Here is an 18246-nt window from a genome sequence, read left to right on the forward strand (position 1 = left end):
ATACGGCATAGTCGAGGAGGTGTACGAATGATTAGCCATTTTGTATCTCTTCAGGTCTTTTCTTGATCAAGGCATAGAGATCAAGGTTGGGAATGGCATTGGCGTTCAAAAGCATCCTCTCAATCATACGCAGTTGCTCTGCATTATTTCTTTTGAGAACCGCAACCTCAGCCTTCAAGTGCTCTATTTGCTCCACAAGCTTTACTTCAGAAGCAGTTATCTTTGTGAGCAGGGAAGGAGTTGCGCCACGAAGTTGAGCTTTTTTATTCTTATAATATGTATTGATACCGACATAAGTGCATAGGGTTTGTCTAGTTGTTTTTATGCCAAGCTCAAGCTCTACCTTAGCGACCAGCGCGTCCCAAGTCAGCTTACCTACCCACTTAGCTAACATAATCTCAATTTTACGCTGTTGCTGAGCTGATATTTTTGGTACTACCACATCACACCTCCCCTTCAGACAGACCGAAAGAGGATAAAAGAGAGCGCAACTCGGGATTAGCATCAGATGCTGTTCTGGCAGTCTTATCTTCAATAATACCCTTCAGGCGAGCCTCAAAATCCGGTAGGGCACACGCGACCTTTGTAATGATCTTGGTATTTAGATCGGTCAAACTGAACTCAGAATTTTTATTTGAGTAACGAATCATCGTTCCGACAGGCTTACTTTTCATCAAATCATTCAGCATGGATAGAATATGGGTATTTCGCGAGTGAATTAGATACCACTGCCTCATCGCCTGGGAGTTTGGTAAGCGTGGATCACACGCTACCGATTCTAATCTCAAAGTTTGAAACGATAAATCTTTCTCAAAAAACTCGATTGTCTTCACATCGCCTGCTATGTGACAAGTCTCCGGACACATGAAGCACTGCGAGACGAAATCGTTCAAATAATTGCAAGGCGTTACATTAAGATTTTGAGTACAAAGACCGGTGGAGGTGACAGATGCCGGCAGGTTGGTGGTTTGTGTAAGTTGATTTTGGGAAACGACTCGAATATCCCGCCTGTCGATATCTGGCGAATTCAATATCGCACTCACACGACTGGCTTTCTCGTCGTGAGTCGTATGAATATAAGTATGGGTTTGCTCGGGATTCTTTCTGCCAGACCAAGCAGTGATAATTTCAACTGGAATGCTACTTAAATCAGCAAGGGTGTTAGATAAGTGCCGCAGACTATGCGGTCGCAGAATTAATTCTGACGAAAATCCGTAATCCTGAAAAATCGATGTCGTGTAGCGCCCCTGGCCGACCAGTCGAGTAAGAACCGAGGCGCCTAGCGACGCTAATGGCACCACCGCATAGTTTGTCTTTTGAAAAACTTTCCCACCACTTCCGACACTCTCGGGCGCACCATAAAGCCAACTCCCCAAGAAGCAGAACATGGCATCCTTAAGCTTGATACTTGATTCTCCGCTTGAAAATGAGAGTGGAAATTCCGGCAAAATTGATGTCCTATAGAAAGCAATCCACCACTCCTGCACTTCTTCAACCGAAACGACAGACTTATCGGAAAAAACTTTTGGCATATTGGCGTACCCGAACAAGTGGGGTAATCCTGCTAAAGCTGCACTTCTTGTTTGCGACACGGACAACTGATCTTTAGGCCGCAATGAATAAATCGGTTTTTTTTCGAAAAAATGGCCTCTTTGACTTTTATAGGTGGAAGTCAGATCAACTCCTTCCTTAAGGATCGGAACGCAATCATTAGCCCCATAGAACCCTAATGCATAACCCAATGTGAAAAGATTGGGCCGCTGGGCTAAATTTAAATTCCTCTTTAGTTCTGGCGCTATCTCGAACCCACCAAGCAACGCTTTCAAGCTTTGGTCCGGGTTCTCGTAGAATCGACATAGAATTCTCGCTGGCTCGCATGCTTTGTAAAAGAAGTTCATGGCTTTCTTTATCGGATCAGCGAGCACCGCAAGTATGTGGTTCTTGTTGTTCCCGTAGCCTTTACTTCCAATCCAGTCGAGGTAATAAACTGGCTCTCCATTGCTTTCAGAGTAACAATGCAGTCTTTGTTTAGGAAGAACAGGTATTTCCGCAGAAGTTCGATTAGGCGACGCCAGCGACAGCGTTCCAAAAGTCACTACTAAGGCATCATGGATTTTTATCTCTTTACCAGGGCGCAGCGAGCCATGTTCATCCACATACTCAAATACAGTAGAGAAGATGTCGGCTAGCGCAAGCACTGCTTGGATATCTGGAAGTTTCTCCAGCGTATTGTCAAACGTGGCATGTCCCGTCCTGTCTCTGCTGTCGCTGCCCTTCAGGTTGACCTTTCGCATCACCCCCTTTTCAGCGCAGAACGCGAGAAACGGCCGCAAGCGGTCAGCTGAACGCGCCCCCAAATTAAGACTGGTGATTGTGCACTCTGATTGCTCATAGAGATCACCATCCATGAGTGACAACAATTTCCTAGCTACCGACGTCCGAGTTTTTTTCTCGTTGACGGAAAGTGGTGTGTTCGTTGTTTCTATGATCCACACTTTTATCAGGTGGTCATAGGGGTAAGGAAGGGCGTATATGGGATGGTTGCCGGCGTTGCCTTTGCCCTTACGCCCATGTACACCACACAAGAATCTGGTTCGGCGGCCAGTATTGGGGTCCACGTGATACCAGACCAAATCATCAAACTTCGCCTTCTTGCCGCCATGTCCTTCAAATTGCGCTAGCTCGGCTTCGCGATATTCGTTGATGAGCCGCTCCAATCGGCCAAGGTATTTGTTAAGCATTGATTGTGCGCTGCCTTGCGAGTTCTTCATCGCAAACCATTATTGTCTGCTTCACCCAAACAATCTGTCTCTCCAGTTTTTCAATACTTCGGGCGTAAATAGGACTAACTAGGGAGTTGCGGTTTGCAGCAAGCTTGCCCTCTGCATCAGCCAATACCGACCTGTGATCAGCTTCTAGCATCGGACGAAAGTTTGGGCACCCATAACACCCCAATGGTCTCCCTAAAACAGTTGAACAGGTCGCGCAGGAATGCTTGTTGAGTGCCCCACCAACAGGGTTGAACTTATTGTCGACAATGACCTCATCGCCTTCCGGAACGACAGTTAAGGTATGGCTAAAAGCCTTCTTTAGAAACTCATTTCCGATATACTTTGTGTCAATCTCTCTCCTAGATACATAATCCAAATCTATGTAATGCCTTGCAGCCGGCACGGTGACACCTGTCATCTTGGCCAATTGAACGGCGGGCAGACCATTTTGAGCACCGCGAGTTAATACGGTGTGACGAATTCTATTGGAAGTAGCCATACATTCGACAGTTCGATCAGAGGCAACCGGAACCCATCTCATGGCGTGTGCAACTGCAGTCTCCGATATGTGGTAGGCAGTAGACTTTGGCGTAAACATGCTTTTGAACAAATCTAAAGAGTCAAATCGCACTTCAAAAAAATCAACCGCTGGAAACATAGGCATATCATTCATGAGGCTCAAGAGTTCAGATTGATCCACTTGAATCTCTGCTGAGTCCATCACTAGTCTGAGCCCTTCCAATACCACCCGTTTATAGTCTATAAGAACCCCTGAGATATATTCGGAAAGATGTATTGGATAGCGCTCGGGCCGCTCCCTTGAGAATTGTGCGCCCTTAGACTTAACTATGAACACTCTAAGCTGCAATGTTTGCCCCCCTACCGTGCCGATTTCGTCCACAGGAAGAATTCCCGCGTCGCGAAAACTCGCACCCGAGGGGATCAAATCAGACCATTTCAATAGCGCAATTTGAATTGGCCGCCTTACGATGGAGAGCAACAACTTGTTAGTGACTATATTTCTGAGCCGCGCATATAGCCTCGGCGACTGAAAAAACAAAAGATCCCGACTGGCGCCCCAGTCGAACTCTTGTATATTTTCATTGATCTGCCTGGCTAACGAGTCAAACTCAATATCGCTTAGTGCCCCAATGGAAGGATCAAGAGCATTGTCTTTACCCTTGTCCAAATGTGTCCGCGTATACTTGTGATATTCTTCATACCGTGTATTACCTTGCCTAGAGAGCGTCCCAAAGAACTGATTGAGCCCCTTCTTATTGTTTGTCTGCAGCCCACTCCATATAGATTTAACTCTGGCTAAGGACGGAATGCCATTCAACATAAATGGCTTTACATTGCAAACGATACCTGACGCCGTACTCGCAGCCTTGGTTCGAACGTAGTCCACAAATACACTCAGAATTAATTTTTTATCATCATCTGGCATGTTAGACGAATGAACCCAGTCAACGCACAACCGTTTTCCTTTTCCATTATTCGGCAGTAATATCCATACATCCTCCGAGGTATTCACCATCAGGCCAGATTTGGCCGTAATCCATGAGCCTTCATTAGTCAGAGACTTAAAAACTTCCCGCCTCTTCTCGCGAGTCATTTTTGCGGATCCACTCTTTTTTGATGCGCCATTGATATCTCTCTCGTCTTCAGCGCAATTCGCTTTTCATTATATCGTCTGTTCTGAGTCGTATTTTGCGACCAGCCCATGGCATATTTTCTAGCATCCTCAAGCAAAGCCGGATTGACCCCAAGCGACTCCCCTTTCTTATCAAAAATTTCATTCCATTTGTGGCGCAACAAATGAGGATGGACATGAAAGCCCAGCGACCTAGAGAGCTTTTGAAATATTGCATTTATTGCCTTTAAAGAAAGAGGCTGACCCGCAGTGCCTTTAGAGTCATTTTCGCTGACAAACACGAAGTCATGGAATTGCGCACGAGGAAAGGCAATACGAACGTTGTCAATATAGAACTTAACCTTCTCCAAAAAACCTGGATCAACCGAGGCGAAGTGTGCTTTTGTCTTTTGATTGGGTTTTTCAGAGCGCAGATCTGTTGGATCATTTGCAGATCGATAAATAGCTAGCTGATCGTTAGTGCCATGAAATAGACAGTCAGAAATCTTCAATTTTGCCAGCGCACCTCTTCTGATGCCGCTTAGGACTAGCAAATTGACGATCAAGTAATTCCTCACCCTAGATGCTTTAAAGGGATTATTAGGAGAGGACGGCATCACCATCTCTAAAAACTTTACGAAAACGTCATCCGGGATCACCGATTCCTCAGGATCGCCAACATGTTGCCCTCCATTCTTGCCAAGGGCATCTTCATCTAACCTAATTTTTGCAATAAGCCCATTAAATTTATTTTTTGTTTTTTCGTCAGCATCTTGCACTTCGTGAAACTCATCGAACAACCATAAAAGAAATTGTCGAAGTCGTCTGATGCGACCTTGCAAGGTTTCGCTAGCGACCTTTGCCATCCCTTTCTGATTGGCAACAATGATGTTCCTTAGATGTTTATCATTTATATCTAGAAATCTTATATTTATACCTTCATCACCAGAACCCTTACTTAAGCAGCATCTGTCATAGAACTGCACGTACTCCATCTGGGAGATAAAAATGCCCGACGCAACTCGTTCGGGTAGGTCAATATTTTTTTCCGAAAAGTACTGCAGCACGAACAGCAGTTCATTTGCGTACCTAAATCTCGTATTGGCCGATTTAGCAGATAAAGCACCATTGAGGTAGCAGGAAACATACGGATCAATAGGGCAATCCGCTTCGTCCACTATCGACACGAAGGGCAACGAATTGAATTGGTATCGTTTGACTTTCATGATTGACAAAAAAGCTAGTCCAATAACCGATTTAGTTACAAACTAGTCCACAAATGAGTTCTGTCAAACGAGAGGAAAGGAAAAGCGACGGAAGGCGGGGCTTACAGGCAATGTCTACAGGTTTATAGGCTTTACAAATATTTTTTTGGTTATAACTTGCCGCCGGACAGGCAGACCATCACCTTGTCACCGTCCTCGATCATGTTGAAATCGGTGACCGCTTCACCGGCCAGGCGGCGAATGCGTTTCTGCAGCTTGTTCTGATTGACCGAGAGGGTGCCCATGGCGCGCGAAAGTCCGGAAGATGCGAAAGGCGCGCATTTTACGCGCAAAGCAGCTGCTGTCGCAGCCCATGGCAACTCATCCGGGAAATCCCGACCGGATGTACCTCGACATTCCGCGAAAGCCTCAGCTGTAAGCGGCGCCACAGCACAGCCAACATCCAGCCAGCGGACTGACAGCGGCGTGCATGTTGTTTTCCGCAGGCGACCCATACGCTGTCGCACTCAATGAGCATCGCAGCGGCAGCCGGCAGCAACTGCCCGTCATCACTCGGAACGAGCGCCCTGCTTTTTCCCGGTCAGCGCTCTAAGATCCGATCGACTGCCCACCACAGCCAGGACTCGCATGCCTGATCTAGACCCAGCACTCGACCTCGCCGACCAATTGTATGGCCTGCTCCAGGAAGTGCCCGGCGGTGTCAGCGAGTACCGGCTGCTGCAGACGCTGCGCGAAGGTCGCTGCAGCCATCTGCCATCGCTGCCGTTGAGCGATCGTCTGGTGCTGTTTCGCAGCCACTTCCTGCTGTTCAACGCGCTCTACCGCCTGCGCGACAGACTCTGGCACGACGCCAGCGGGCATCTGCAGATCGACCCCATGTGCATCTGCCTGCTGCCCTACACCGAGGGCGAGTACGCCTTGGCCGAACAGGATCCGCTGCGTGACTACTACCTCGATCTGAATCAGCTGCGCGAAACCGGCGACGCCGACGTCGCCCGTCTGCTCAGCAGCTTCTGGACGCGCATGCAGGGCGGCGACGAGAAACGCTCCGCCCTGGAGTTGTTCGAGATGGAGGAAGACGTACCGGTCACCGCCGCTCGAATCAAGCAACGCTATCGCCAACTGGTCGGCCTGCATCACCCCGACCGGGGCGGCAGCACCGAACGCCTGAAGTCGATCAATCTGGCCATGGAAATACTGCAACGCTATTACCGCTAGCTTGCCAAGAGCAATTTGCTCTAAGCCAGAACCGGCGCGGCCTCCAGCGCCTGCCTATACTGCGGCATAAGGTCGCAGAGAACGGCCCTCGCACCCGGTGGCGCTCGCAGGCGCGCCGGGCGCAGAGCCAGGTCGGCCAATAATAAGAGGAGGTGTCTGAAATGATTAATCATGTCTGGGGGCTATTTACCCATCCCGATCAGGAATGGCAGGAGATTCGTGGCGAGGAAGAGAGCATCAGCCACATGTACCTGACCCACGTTCTGATTCTTGCTGCCATACCCGCGCTATCCGCCTTCATCGGCACCACCCAGGTCGGCTGGAGCATAGGCACCCGCGCGCCGGTAATGCTCACCGAGTCCAGCGCGCTGCAGATGACCGTGCTGTCCTACCTGGCGATGCTGGTCGGCGTCGCCATCATGGGTGCCTTCATCCACTGGATGGCACGCACCTACGACGCCAGCCCGAGCATCTCCCAGTGCGTGGTATTCGCCGCCTACACCGCCACGCCGTTGTTCATCGGCGGACTCGCCGCGCTCTATCCGAACATCTGGCTGGCGATGATCGTCGGCACCGCCGCCATCTGCTACACCGTCTACCTGCTCTACGTCGGCATGCCGACCTTCATGAACATTCCACCCGAGGAAGGCTTCCTGTTCTCCAGCTCGGTACTGGCAGTAGGCCTGGTCCTGCTGGTGGCGATGATCGCGATGAGCGTCATCCTCTGGGGCGTGGGAATAGGCCCGGTCTACACCAGCTGATTCCCCTCCCGCATCTGCGAAGCCGCCTCAGGGCGGCTTCGTCGTTTCCGGGCTGCGATCAGTCCAGGCATTGGGCATAATCGCGCGGCTCTTTTGCGGATCAGCCCATGCCCGAACAACTGCACGCTCGCGTCCAGCACTGCTACCAGCTCGCGGAAGATTTCTTCCAGCGCCGCTTCGTGCTTCCCGAGGTGAGCTTTCGCCTGCGCGGACAGAAGGCCGGCGTCGCCCACCTCACCGAAAACCTGCTGCGCTTCAATCCCCGCCTGTACGCGGAGAATCGCGAGGACTTCCTGCTGCAGACCGTGCCCCACGAAGTGGCTCACCTGATCGCCCACCAGGTGTTCGGTGCCCGCATCCAGCCGCACGGCAGTGAGTGGCAATCGATCATGCTCGGGGTCTATGGGCTGCAACCCAAACGCTGTCACGACTACGCCATCGAGCGCCGCCCCCGAACCAGCTACGTCTATCTGTGCCGCTGCGATGAACGCAACGAGTTCCCCTTCAGCGCCCAGCGCCATGCCTTGGTGGCCAAGGGGCGTCGCTACTATTGCCGGCGCTGTGAACAGACACTGCGCTTCAGTGGACGACAGCAGCAGACCTGAACCAGGCGCCCGCTGGGTCCTGATCCACTACGGCAGGGACGGCCGGCCCTACTAAAGTCCATATCTTCTGTATGGCTATAGCGCCCTCGCAGGTGTACATTCTTTTCCCCGAATCCGCCCCTCGGTTGTTCGCCGACGTGTCCAGGCCTCTTTCCGACCGATCCAGTGCATCCCGCCTCACCCCCGCCGCGCTGCTGGTGGCCGCTCTCGCGCTAGGCCTGCTGGGCGTCTGGCTGATCGATGACCTGGCCGACCTGCGAGGCAGCCCGGCGTGGTTTCCGGTATGGCTGCACAGCATCACTGAAGTCTTCTCGATCACGGTTGCAGTGCTGGTGTTTGCCGTGGCCTGGCACAGTAACCACTCACAGAGCCGTTCGAACCCCCTGCTCGGCTGTGCCTTTCTTGCGATCGCCCTGCTCGATCTCGCGCATCTGCTTTCCTACAAGGGCATGCCGGATTTCGTAACTCCGGCCTCGCCGGAAAAAGCTATCGGCTTCTGGCTGGTGGCGCGATTGTTCACCGCCGCCGCGCTATTGCTGGTGGCCATTCGCTGGAGCAATCGACAAGCCGGCCGATCGCGCCTTGGGTTGCTTGTCGCAAGCCTCGCGACGGTAGCCCTGACCTTGTACCTGAAGCTGTACCAACCACAGATCTGGCCACGAACCTTCATCGAAGGTCAGGGGCTGACGGCGTTCAAGATCGCCGTCGAGTGGTTGCTGATCGCCCTGCTCGGCATCGCGGCGGCGCGCTTCTGGTATCTGCGCAACGCCGACCTGCCATACGATGCCCGCGGCATGCTGGCAGCGACCTTGATCTCGATCCTCTCGGAGCTCTGTTTCACCTTCTACGGCAACGTCAACAGCTTCTACAGTCTGCTCGGGCACATCTACAAGATCATCTCCTACTGCTTCATCTATCAGGTAGTGTTCGTCGCCAGCATCCGCGCGCCCTACGAACGGCTGTCGCAGGAGATGAACGAGCGGCAGGCCGCCGAGCGCCAGGTTGAGTTTCTGGCGTTCCATGACAGCCTGACCGGCCTGCCGAACCAGTCGCTGCTCAAGGACCGGACCCGCCAGGCGCTCAGCCGCACGCAACGCAAGGGTGGGCTGATCGCGATGCTCTTTCTGGATGTGGATGACTTCAAACTGATCAACGATGCCCTGGGCCATGGCCAGGGTGATGCACTGCTGCGCGCCATGGCTCGACGACTGGAGTCACTGATCCCGGAAAGCGCGACGCCTAGCCGATCAGGAGGCGACGAGTTCGTCATTCTGCTAGCCGACCTGGAAGATACCGACGCCGTTGCCAATCGGGTCCAGCAGATTCTTGCCGGCCTCGAAGAGCCCTTCGTCATCGCCGGCGAGCGACTGCAGATAAGCGTCTCGTTGGGAGCGGCAGTTGCACCGGGCGACGCCGAGGACTTCGCGGGCTTGCTGCGCAATGCGGAGATGGCGATGTACCGCGCCAAGGCATCCGGGCGCCGCACCTGGCGCTACTACGACGTCGAGATGGATTCGGAGATGCAACAGCGCCTGCAGATGATCAACGATCTGCGCCAGGCCGTCGGCAACCAGGAACTGGTGCTGTACTACCAGCCGCAGATTGATCTGCGCAGCAACGCCATCATCGCCGTTGAGGCACTGATACGCTGGCAGCATCCCTCCCGCGGCCTGGTCCCACCGGATCAGTTCATTCCGCTCGCCGAGGACAGCGGCCTGATCGTCTCCATCGGTGCCTGGACGCTGGACGAAGCCTGCCGGCAGATGGCCCGCTGGCGGACCGAAGGCGCGGAGATTGCCTGCGTAGCAGTCAATATCTCCGCGGTCCAGCTCTACCAGGGCGACCTCGAGAGCGCGGTTACCGGGGCGTTGAAGCGCCATGCCCTGCCCGCTTCCTGCCTGGAGCTGGAGCTGACCGAATCAAGCCTGATCCGCAATACCACGCAGGTTCTGGAAAAACTTGATCGTCTCAAACGTCTAGGTGTTCGCCTGTCCATCGACGACTTCGGCACCGGCTACTCCTCGCTGGCTTACTTGCAGCGTCTAGCGGTAGACATGCTGAAGATCGATCGCACATTCGTGCAGAACCTGCATGCTGCTGACGGAGTCGCGATTGTCAGCGCCATCATCCAGATGGCGACGGCACTGGGGCTTCAGACACTGGCCGAGGGCGTGGAAGACCAACTGACCGGCGAGGCCCTACAAGCGCTCGGCTGCGACTTCGCCCAGGGCTACCACTACGCAAGGCCCTGCCCGGCTGCCAATCTTGCCCTGGGCAATGGCGGGCGCAACTTCGCCTGACTCGGCCTAAGCGGCAAAGGCTGCTGGATGCTCCAGCCCCCCAACCAGCAGCTGGCGCCACCGCCGCGGCCGGCGCCGCCCTGGCAGGTTGCGTTGATGCGCTACGACTCGCGCTGCTGTAGGGCTCGAACGCCCGAGGGTCGCCGTTGGGGTGAACCTTGTCGCTCTCGACCCGAGGCAGATGAGGGAGTACCGGCACAGACGACGCGCGGCTGGCCAGCCGCACCGAAAGCACCAGAGAACGTCCTCGGCGCCTGGGAAAGCCGCCTCACGGCACGATTTCACCCAGCAGCAATGACCTCAGGTCGCATACCCGTCAAATATCCACAAAGATCGGAAGGTAACTTTGCCGATATCGCGTTTGGCATATAGGCTGAAAACGAACTCTGCGGAGCGCCCCCATGAACACAGCCCCACAAAAAACCGAGCCGCAAGGCAAGCGCGAAGAAACCAGGCTGTACATCTTCCTCATCGTGTTCCTGTTTCCCATGCTCAGCGTGGTGTTGGTCAGCGGCTACGGCTTTGCCGTCTGGATCATCCAGATGATCTTCGGTCCGCCCGGCCCTGTGAGCTGACACCCACCGCACGCCGCCTCCGATTACCCCAAGGAATCGAGCATGGAAGAGATCCTGCACATCGCCAGCCTGCTGGTGCATTGCCGTCCTGAAAGCATGCCGGCAGTCAGCGCCAATCTGCGCCTGTTGCCGCACCTGGAACTGCATCAGGAAAGTCCCCTGGGGAAACTGGTGGTGGTTCTGGAGACGGAGCACGAAAGCCAGATCCTCGACACCATCGACCAGATCCAGAACCTGCCCGGCGTGCTCAACGCCGTCCTGATCTACCACGAACTCCTCAATCTCGAAGGAGAAAACCGATGAGTCTCACCCGCCGCCAGTTCGCCAAGGCCAACGCCGCCGCCATCGCCGCCAGCGTCGCCGGCCTGCCGATTGCCACCAGCGCCAGCAACCTGATCACCGAACCCGAAGCCACCAACCTGAAATGGGACAAGGCGCCCTGCCGCTTCTGCGGCACCGGCTGCAGCGTCATGGTCGCCACCCGCGAGAATCGCGTGGTTGCCACCCATGGCGACATGAAGTCCGAGGTCAACCGCGGCATCAACTGCGTCAAGGGCTACTTCCTGTCGAAGATCATGTATGGCGTCGACCGGCTGACCCAACCGCTGCTGCGGATGAAGGACGGCAAGTACGACAAGCAGGGCGAATTCCAACCGGTCAGCTGGGACCAGGCCTTCGACGTCATGGCCGAGAAATACAAGGCGGCGCTCAAGGCCGGCGGTCCGGAGGCCATCGGCATGTTCGGCTCGGGGCAATGGACCATCTGGGAAGGCTACGCCGCCAACAAGCTGATGAAGGCGGGCTTTCGCTCGAACAACCTCGACCCCAATGCGCGGCACTGCATGGCGTCGGCCGCCGTCGGCTTCATGCGCACCTTCGGCATGGATGAACCGATGGGCTGTTACGAGGACATCGAGGCGGCCGACGCCTTCGTCCTCTGGGGCTCGAACATGGCCGAGATGCACCCGGTGCTCTGGACCCGCGTGACCGACCGCAGGCTGAGCGCGCCGCACGTCAAGGTCGCCGTCATGTCGACCTTCGAGCATCGCAGCTTCGAGCTGGCCGACATCCCGATGGTCTTCACCCCGCAGACCGATCTGGTGATCCTCAACTACATCGCCAACCACATCATCCAGAGCGGAGCGGTGAACCGCGAGTTCGTCGAAAAGCACACCAAGTTCGCCAAGGGCGCGCAGAACATCGGCTACGGCCTGCGCCCGACCGACCCGCGCGAACTGAAGGCGGAAAACGCCGCGGTCGCCGGCAGCTGGAGCGACATCAGCTTCGCCGAGTACGCCGAGTTCCTCAAACCCTACACCCTGGAGCATGCCGCCAAAGAATCCGGCGTGCCAGCGGAGCGGCTCAAGGCGCTGGCCGAGCTGTATGCCGATCCGAAGGTCAAGGTCATGTCGTTCTGGACCATGGGCTTCAACCAGCACACCCGCGGTGTCTGGGCCAACAACATGATCTACAACATCCATCTGCTCACCGGAAAGATCAGCGAACCGGGCAACAGCCCCTTCTCGCTGACCGGTCAGCCGTCCGCCTGCGGCACCGCACGCGAGGTCGGCACCTTCTCCCATCGCCTGCCGGCGGACATGGTGGTGACCAATCCCAAGCATCGCGCCAGCACCGAGCGAATCTGGAAACTGCCCGCCGGCACCATCCAGGAAAAGCCCGGCTTCCACGCCGTGCAGCAGAGTCGCGAACTCAACGGTGGCGCGCTCAAGGTCTACTGGACCCAGGTCACCAACAACATGCAGGCCGGCCCCAACGTGATGAAGGAGATCCTGCCGGGCTGGCGCAACCCGGAGAACTTCATCATCGTCTCCGACGTCTATCCCACCGTTTCGGCTCAGGCCGCCGACCTGATCCTGCCCAGCGCCATGTGGGTGGAAAAGGAAGGTGCCTACGGCAACGCCGAACGCCGCACCCAGTTCTGGCACCAGTTGGTCCAGGCACCCGGCGAGGCGCGCTCCGACCTATGGCAGCTGATCGAGTTTTCCAAGCGCTTCAAGGTCGAGGAAGTCTGGCCCGCGGAGTTGCTCGACAAGTCGCCTGCCTACCGCGGCAAGACGCTGTACGACATCCTCTTCGCCAACGGCCAGGTCGACCGCTTCCCGCTCGAGGACATCGAGAAGGGCTATCGCAACGACGATGCCGCTGCCTTCGGCTGCTACATCCAGAAGGGACTGTTCGAGGAGTACGCCGAGTTCGGCCGCGGCCACGCCCACGACCTCGCCGCCTTCGACGTCTACCACCAGGAGCGCGGCCTGCGCTGGCCGGTGGTCAACGGCAAGGAGACCAAGTGGCGCTATCGCGAGGGCCATGACCCCTACGTCGAGAAGGGCACCGGTGTGCAGTTCTACGGCTACCCGGACAAGAAGGCGATCATCTTCGCCCTGCCCTACGAGGCACCGGCGGAAATGCCCGATGACGATTATCCGTTCTGGCTCAGCACCGGCCGCGTACTCGAACACTGGCACACCGGCAGCATGACCCAGCGCGTCGACGAACTGCACCGGGCGGTGCCCGATGCGCTGATCTACATGCATCCGGATGACGCCAAGGCGCTCAGCGCGCGACGCGGCAGTGTGGTCAAGGTGATCAGCCGACGCGGCGAGGTGCAGGTGCGCGTGGAAACCCGCGGCCGGGTCAAGCCGCCACGCGGCCTGGTCTTCGTACCCTTCTTCGACGCCAACAAGCTGATCAACAAGGTCACCCTGGACGCCACCGACCCGATCTCCAAGCAGACCGACTTCAAGAAGTGTGCCGTGAAGATCGAAGTGGTCAGCATTGCCTGAGGAGCGCCGACATGAACTATCGCTTACTGCCCATCGTGCTCCTGGCGACCTTCGGCCTCGCCGTCGCTGCCGAAACCGGTACTGCCACCCGAGCACCCAACGCCCAGCCGGAGATCGACTTCCCCCTGGATGCTCCGGCGCCGGATGGTCGGCGTCCCGGCGGCACCATCACCCACGAGTTCACCCCGCCCAAGCTGCAGGACGACGAAAACAAGGACGTCCGTCGCGAGCGCAACTACCCCGAGCAACCACCGACCATTCCACACAGCATTCGCGGGTATCACGTCGACATCAACGGCAACAAGTGCCTGGCCTGTCACAGCCGCGCCAACAGCAGCAAGGCGCAGGCGCCGATGATCAGCATCACCCACTACACCGACCGCGACGGCCAGACCCTCGCGGCGGTGGCTCCGCGGCGCTACTTCTGCACCCAGTGCCATGTACCCCAGCAGGACGTGAAGCCCCTGGTGGAGAACAACTTCCAGAACATCGACGTCCTGCTGCAGCACGAGCTGCCGCAAGACCGCCAGTGAGGAGCCGCGAATGAAAGCCCTGCGCGCGCTGCTCAAGCGCTACTGGACCGTCCTGCGCCGGCCGAGCGTGCACTACAGCCTCGGCACCCTGACCCTCGGCGGCTTCGTCGCCGGCATCATTTTCTGGGGCGGCTTCAACACCGCCCTGGAGGTGACCAACACCGAGGCCTTCTGCATTTCCTGTCACGAGATGGAAGCCAACGTCTACGCCGAGATGAAGGAAACCATTCACTACAGCAACCGCTCCGGCGTGCGCGCCACCTGCCCGGACTGCCATGTACCCCATCAGTGGACCGACAAGATTGCCCGCAAGATGCAGGCATCCAAGGAGGTGTGGGGCAAGATCTTCGGCACCATCAACACCCGCGAGAAGTTCCTCGACAAGCGTCGTGAGCTGGCCGAACACGAATGGGCACGGCTCAAAGCCAACGATTCGCTGGAGTGCCGCAACTGCCACGCCTTCGACTACATGGACTTCACCCGCCAGAGTCCGCGCGCCGCGCAGTTCCACTCCACCGCCCTGGCCGCCGGCGAAGCCACCTGCATCGACTGCCACAAGGGCATCGCGCACAAACTGCCGGACATGCGCGGGGTGCCGGGCTGGTAAGCAGGCCGTCGGCGACATGCCGGGCACCCCGCGCGCTGACGCATCCCTCGTCCGGCGCAGCGCGCCACCTTCTCCCGGAGGGAGAAGGAATGCTGCGCGCGACAGCGCGATGAGTCTCTCGGAGTGCCGAATTGCCGCGGCTTTTCCCTCTCCACCGGGAGAGGGTGCCGAAGGCGGGTGAGGGATGTTTCAGGCGACTCGCTGCCTAACGGCTAAGTATCCCGAAGCGCGTCTGCGCTGCGCACCGCCACTCGCTGACAATCAGGTCTCATCCTGAGACAGACCCGCGGCGCAGACGCCTTGCTTCGAACGCGCCCTTGCTTGTAGCGTCCCTGTTCCCGTCGCCGCCGCGCGACACCCGCCCCGAAGGAGAATCATCATGCTTGCTTGCGCCCGTCACGGCCTGCTTGGCCTGCTGCTGTCCGTCAGCGCCGTCGCCCAGGCGGAAATACAGACCCGCGAGATCCCCTACACCGCGCCGGACGGCACGCAGATGATCGGCTACTACGCCTACGACGATGCCATCGAGGGCAAGCGCCCAGGCATCGTGGTGGTCCATGAGTGGTGGGGCCTGAACGACTACGCCAAGCGCCGCGCCCGCGACCTGGCGGAGCTGGGCTACAGCGCGCTGGCCGTCGATATGTATGGCGAAGGCCGCAACACCACCCATCCCAAGGATGCGATGGGTTTCATGCAGGCCGCCACCGCCAACGCCGAGACCGCAAACACGCGTTTCATGGCCGGACTTGAACTGCTCAAGGCCCAGGAGCAGACCGATACCGAGCACCTGGCGGCAATAGGCTATTGTTTCGGCGGCAAGGTGGTGCTCGACATGGCTCGCCAGGGCGTGCCGCTGGCTGGCGTGGTCAGTTTCCACGGCGCGCTGGTGCCGGCGGTGCCGGCCAGCAAGGGCAGCGTCAAGGCCAGGATCCTGGTCGAACATGGCGAAGCCGACAGCATGATCACCGAGCAGCAGATCAGCGATTTCAAGGCCGAGATGGACGAGGCTGGTGCCGATTACCGCTTCGTCAGCCTGCCCGGCGCCAAGCATGGTTTCACCAACCCCGGCGCCGACGCCCACCAGGCCCATGGTCTCGATCTGGGCTACCAGAAGGAAGCGGACGAGCGCTCCTGGGCCGACATGCGGGCGTTCTTCAAGGACCTCTTCGATCGCTGAAGAGCCACGCCGGGGAGCCCTGCTGCCACCGCGCAACCGGCGATGAGCCATAAAAAAGGCGGGTACCGGTAACGGCACCCGCCAAGGGGCAATAAAAAAGCCGGCGACTCCAAACAGGGAGGGAGAGCCGCCAGCCGGGAAACACTTCTCAGGCGGCGAATTCCTCGTCGCTGAAGGCCATCAGGCTGGCCTTGCCGGCCTGGATCTCGACCAGCAGCGACTCGCTTTCCGGCAGCAGGCGCGCCATGAAGAAATCTGCAGTCTTCAGCTTGGCGCCGTAGAAGGCCGTCTCGCTACTGCCCTGCGCCAGCTGGCGGGACGCCACCGCGGCCATGCGCGACCACATCCAGGCCAGGCTGGTGAGGGCGAACAGACGCAGGTAAGGCGTGGCGGCTGCCGCAGCCTGCTCGGCATCCTGCATCCCCTGGGTGGCGATCCACAGAGTGGCCTGCTGCAGGCGCTCGAGGGCGCGCGCCACGCTTTTGGCGTGCGGGGCGTCGGCATGCTCGCCCAGCCACTGCTGGATCAGCCCGAAGTAGGCGCGCAGCGCCCGGCCACCACCAAGGTTGAGCTTGCGCCCGACCAGATCCAGCGCCTGGATGCCGTTGGTGCCTTCGTAGATGCGGGTGATGCGGGCATCGCGCACCAGTTGTTCGATGCCCCAGTCCTGAGTGAAGCCGGAACCACCGAGCACCTGCAGCGCGTCGTTGGCACAGGCAAACCCCTCGTCGGTGAGGAAGGCCTTGACCACCGGCGTCAGCAGTTGCACCAGGTCGTCCGCCTGCTGGCGCACGCCCGGCTCTTCGTGGCCGTGGGCGACGTCCTCGTGCAGGCCGGTGAAATAGGCCAGCGCGCGGCAGCCTTCGATCATGGCCTTCTGCCGTAGCAGGTTACGGCGCACGTCAGGGTGCACGATGATCGGGTCGGCGGCCTTGTCCGGCGCCTTGGGTCCGGTCGGCGAGCGGCTCTGCAGGCGCTCGCGGGCGAAGCCCAGGCTGATCTGCCAGGCCGCCTCGGCGATGCCCAGGCCCTGCATGCCAACCATCAGGCGAGCGCTGTTCATCATGGTGAACATGCAGGCCAGGCCGCGGTTCGGCTCGCCGATCAGCCAGCCGCGGGCGGCTTCGAAGTTCATTACGCAGGTAGCCGAGCCCTTGATCCCCATCTTGTGCTCCAGGCCACCGCAGAACGCCGGGTTGCGGCTGCTGTCGTCGAGGAACTTGGGCACCAGGAACAGCGAGATACCCTTCACGCTGTCCGGTGCATCGGGCAGCTTGGCCAGCACCAGATGGACGATGTTGTCGACCAGGTCATGCTCGCCGCCGGTGATCCAGATCTTGGTACCGCTGATGGCGTAGCTGCCATCCGCCTGCGGCACGGCGCGGGTGCGGATCAGGCCGAGGTCGGTACCGCACTGCGGCTCGGTCAGGCACATGGTGCCGGTCCACTCGCCGCTGATCAGTCGCGGCAGATATTTCTGTTGTTGCTCGGGCGTGCCGTGCGCGACCAGCGCATTGATCGCACCGTGGGTCAGGCCCGGGTACATGCCCAGCGACAGATTGGCCGAGCAGGTCATCTCCTCGACCATCATGTTCAGGACGTGCGGCAAGCCCTGGCCGCCGAATTCGGTCGGACAGGCCAACGCGGTCCAGCCGCCGTCGGCGAACTGACGATAGGCTGCGCGGAAACCCTCGGGAGTCTTCACGCTGTGATTCTGCGGGTCGTACTGGCAACCCTGGCGATCACCAATGGCGTTGACCGGCGCCAGCACGTTCTCGGCCAGCTTGGCCGCCTCCTCCAGGATGGCGCCACCGAGATCGTCGCCGAACTCGCGCTGCGCGGGCAGCGTCTGCAGGGTGGCATAGGCATCGAGCACTTCGTCGAAGACGAAACGCATGTCGCGCAAGGGGGCACGGTATTCCGGCATGGGGCGCTCCTCGAAAGCTGTACGTGAAAAATATCTGTACAGCTTTTGTATAGCTTTATGCCGATCTTGTGCAAGCTTTTTGTTCCAACACCGCTAGCAGACCCCGGCT

At 57.9% G+C, this 18246-nt stretch carries 15 protein-coding genes and 1 pseudogene; 10 read left to right on the forward strand and 6 right to left on the reverse strand.

What is annotated here, in order from left to right:
* Positions 1-31 precede the first annotated feature (31 nt).
* From DBO85_RS19005 to DBO85_RS03010, 5 genes and pseudogenes are all read right to left on the reverse strand, one after another.
* Positions 32-442 carry a hypothetical protein gene (locus tag DBO85_RS19005; RefSeq protein WP_052649197.1) on the reverse strand — a complete coding sequence of 137 codons (411 nt, stop codon included), beginning with the start codon at positions 440-442 and terminating at the stop codon, positions 32-34.
* Between the two features lies 1 nt (position 443).
* Positions 444-2771 (reverse strand): hypothetical protein, encoded by a 2328-nt coding sequence (locus DBO85_RS02995; RefSeq protein WP_062832653.1) that lies wholly within the window; start codon positions 2769-2771, stop codon positions 444-446.
* On the reverse strand, positions 2734-4386 hold the full coding sequence (locus DBO85_RS03000) for a hypothetical protein (RefSeq protein WP_062832652.1): 1653 nt from the start codon (positions 4384-4386) through the stop codon (positions 2734-2736). The genes DBO85_RS02995 and DBO85_RS03000 overlap by 38 nt, the downstream gene beginning before the upstream one ends.
* Positions 4383-5582 (reverse strand): site-specific integrase, encoded by a 1200-nt coding sequence (locus DBO85_RS03005; RefSeq protein WP_228846169.1) that lies wholly within the window; start codon positions 5580-5582, stop codon positions 4383-4385. The genes DBO85_RS03000 and DBO85_RS03005 overlap by 4 nt, the downstream gene beginning before the upstream one ends.
* 203 nt (positions 5583-5785) lie before the next feature.
* Positions 5786-5914, reverse strand: a pseudogene (locus DBO85_RS03010) (tRNA 2-thiocytidine(32) synthetase TtcA); the annotation flags it as partial.
* Between the two features lie 343 nt (positions 5915-6257).
* Between DBO85_RS03010 and DBO85_RS03015 the strand changes: the two are divergent.
* The 10 genes from DBO85_RS03015 (at position 6258) to DBO85_RS03060 (ending at position 16210) form a co-directional block, all read left to right on the forward strand.
* The gene (locus DBO85_RS03015) at positions 6258-6848 is read left to right on the forward strand and encodes a DNA-J related domain-containing protein (RefSeq protein WP_108105111.1); all 591 of its coding nucleotides are present in this window, start codon (positions 6258-6260) and stop codon (positions 6846-6848) included.
* Between the two features lie 161 nt (positions 6849-7009).
* Positions 7010-7609, forward strand: coding sequence for a Yip1 family protein (locus tag DBO85_RS03020; protein ID WP_108105112.1), 600 nt, complete (start codon positions 7010-7012; stop codon positions 7607-7609).
* A gap of 107 nt (positions 7610-7716) precedes the next feature.
* On the forward strand, positions 7717-8214 hold the full coding sequence (locus DBO85_RS03025) for a SprT family zinc-dependent metalloprotease (RefSeq protein ID WP_108105115.1): 498 nt from the start codon (positions 7717-7719) through the stop codon (positions 8212-8214).
* 137 nt (positions 8215-8351) lie between these two features.
* A complete protein-coding gene (locus DBO85_RS03030) occupies positions 8352-10514 on the forward strand; it encodes a putative bifunctional diguanylate cyclase/phosphodiesterase (RefSeq protein WP_158268868.1) in 2163 nt (720 codons plus the stop codon).
* Positions 10515-10915: 401 nt separating this feature from the next.
* Complete coding sequence (locus tag DBO85_RS03035; RefSeq protein ID WP_108105119.1) at positions 10916-11089, forward strand: periplasmic nitrate reductase, NapE protein; 174 nt, start codon at positions 10916-10918, stop codon at positions 11087-11089.
* Positions 11090-11131: 42 nt separating this feature from the next.
* Positions 11132-11392, forward strand: coding sequence for a chaperone NapD (locus DBO85_RS03040; RefSeq protein WP_108105121.1), 261 nt, complete (start codon positions 11132-11134; stop codon positions 11390-11392).
* A complete protein-coding gene (napA, locus tag DBO85_RS03045; protein WP_108105123.1) occupies positions 11389-13893 on the forward strand; it encodes a nitrate reductase catalytic subunit NapA in 2505 nt (834 codons plus the stop codon). Before DBO85_RS03040 ends, napA begins: the two co-directional genes overlap by 4 nt.
* A gap of 11 nt (positions 13894-13904) precedes the next feature.
* Entirely contained in the window at positions 13905-14426 is a 522-nt protein-coding gene (locus DBO85_RS03050) for a nitrate reductase cytochrome c-type subunit (protein ID WP_108105125.1), read from the forward strand.
* Between the two features lie 10 nt (positions 14427-14436).
* A complete protein-coding gene (locus DBO85_RS03055; protein WP_108105127.1) occupies positions 14437-15033 on the forward strand; it encodes a cytochrome c3 family protein in 597 nt (198 codons plus the stop codon).
* A gap of 379 nt (positions 15034-15412) precedes the next feature.
* Complete coding sequence (locus DBO85_RS03060) at positions 15413-16210, forward strand: dienelactone hydrolase family protein (protein WP_108105129.1); 798 nt, start codon at positions 15413-15415, stop codon at positions 16208-16210.
* Between the two features lie 148 nt (positions 16211-16358).
* Here DBO85_RS03060 and DBO85_RS03065 read toward each other — a convergent pair whose 3' ends face one another.
* Positions 16359-18137, reverse strand: a complete 1779-nt coding sequence (locus tag DBO85_RS03065; protein WP_108105131.1) for an acyl-CoA dehydrogenase C-terminal domain-containing protein — start codon at positions 18135-18137, stop codon at positions 16359-16361.
* Positions 18138-18246: the final 109 nt, after the last annotated feature.

The organism is Pseudomonas mangrovi, from assembly GCF_003052585.1.
Classification (GTDB): Bacteria; Pseudomonadota; Gammaproteobacteria; order Pseudomonadales; family Pseudomonadaceae; genus Aquipseudomonas; species Aquipseudomonas mangrovi.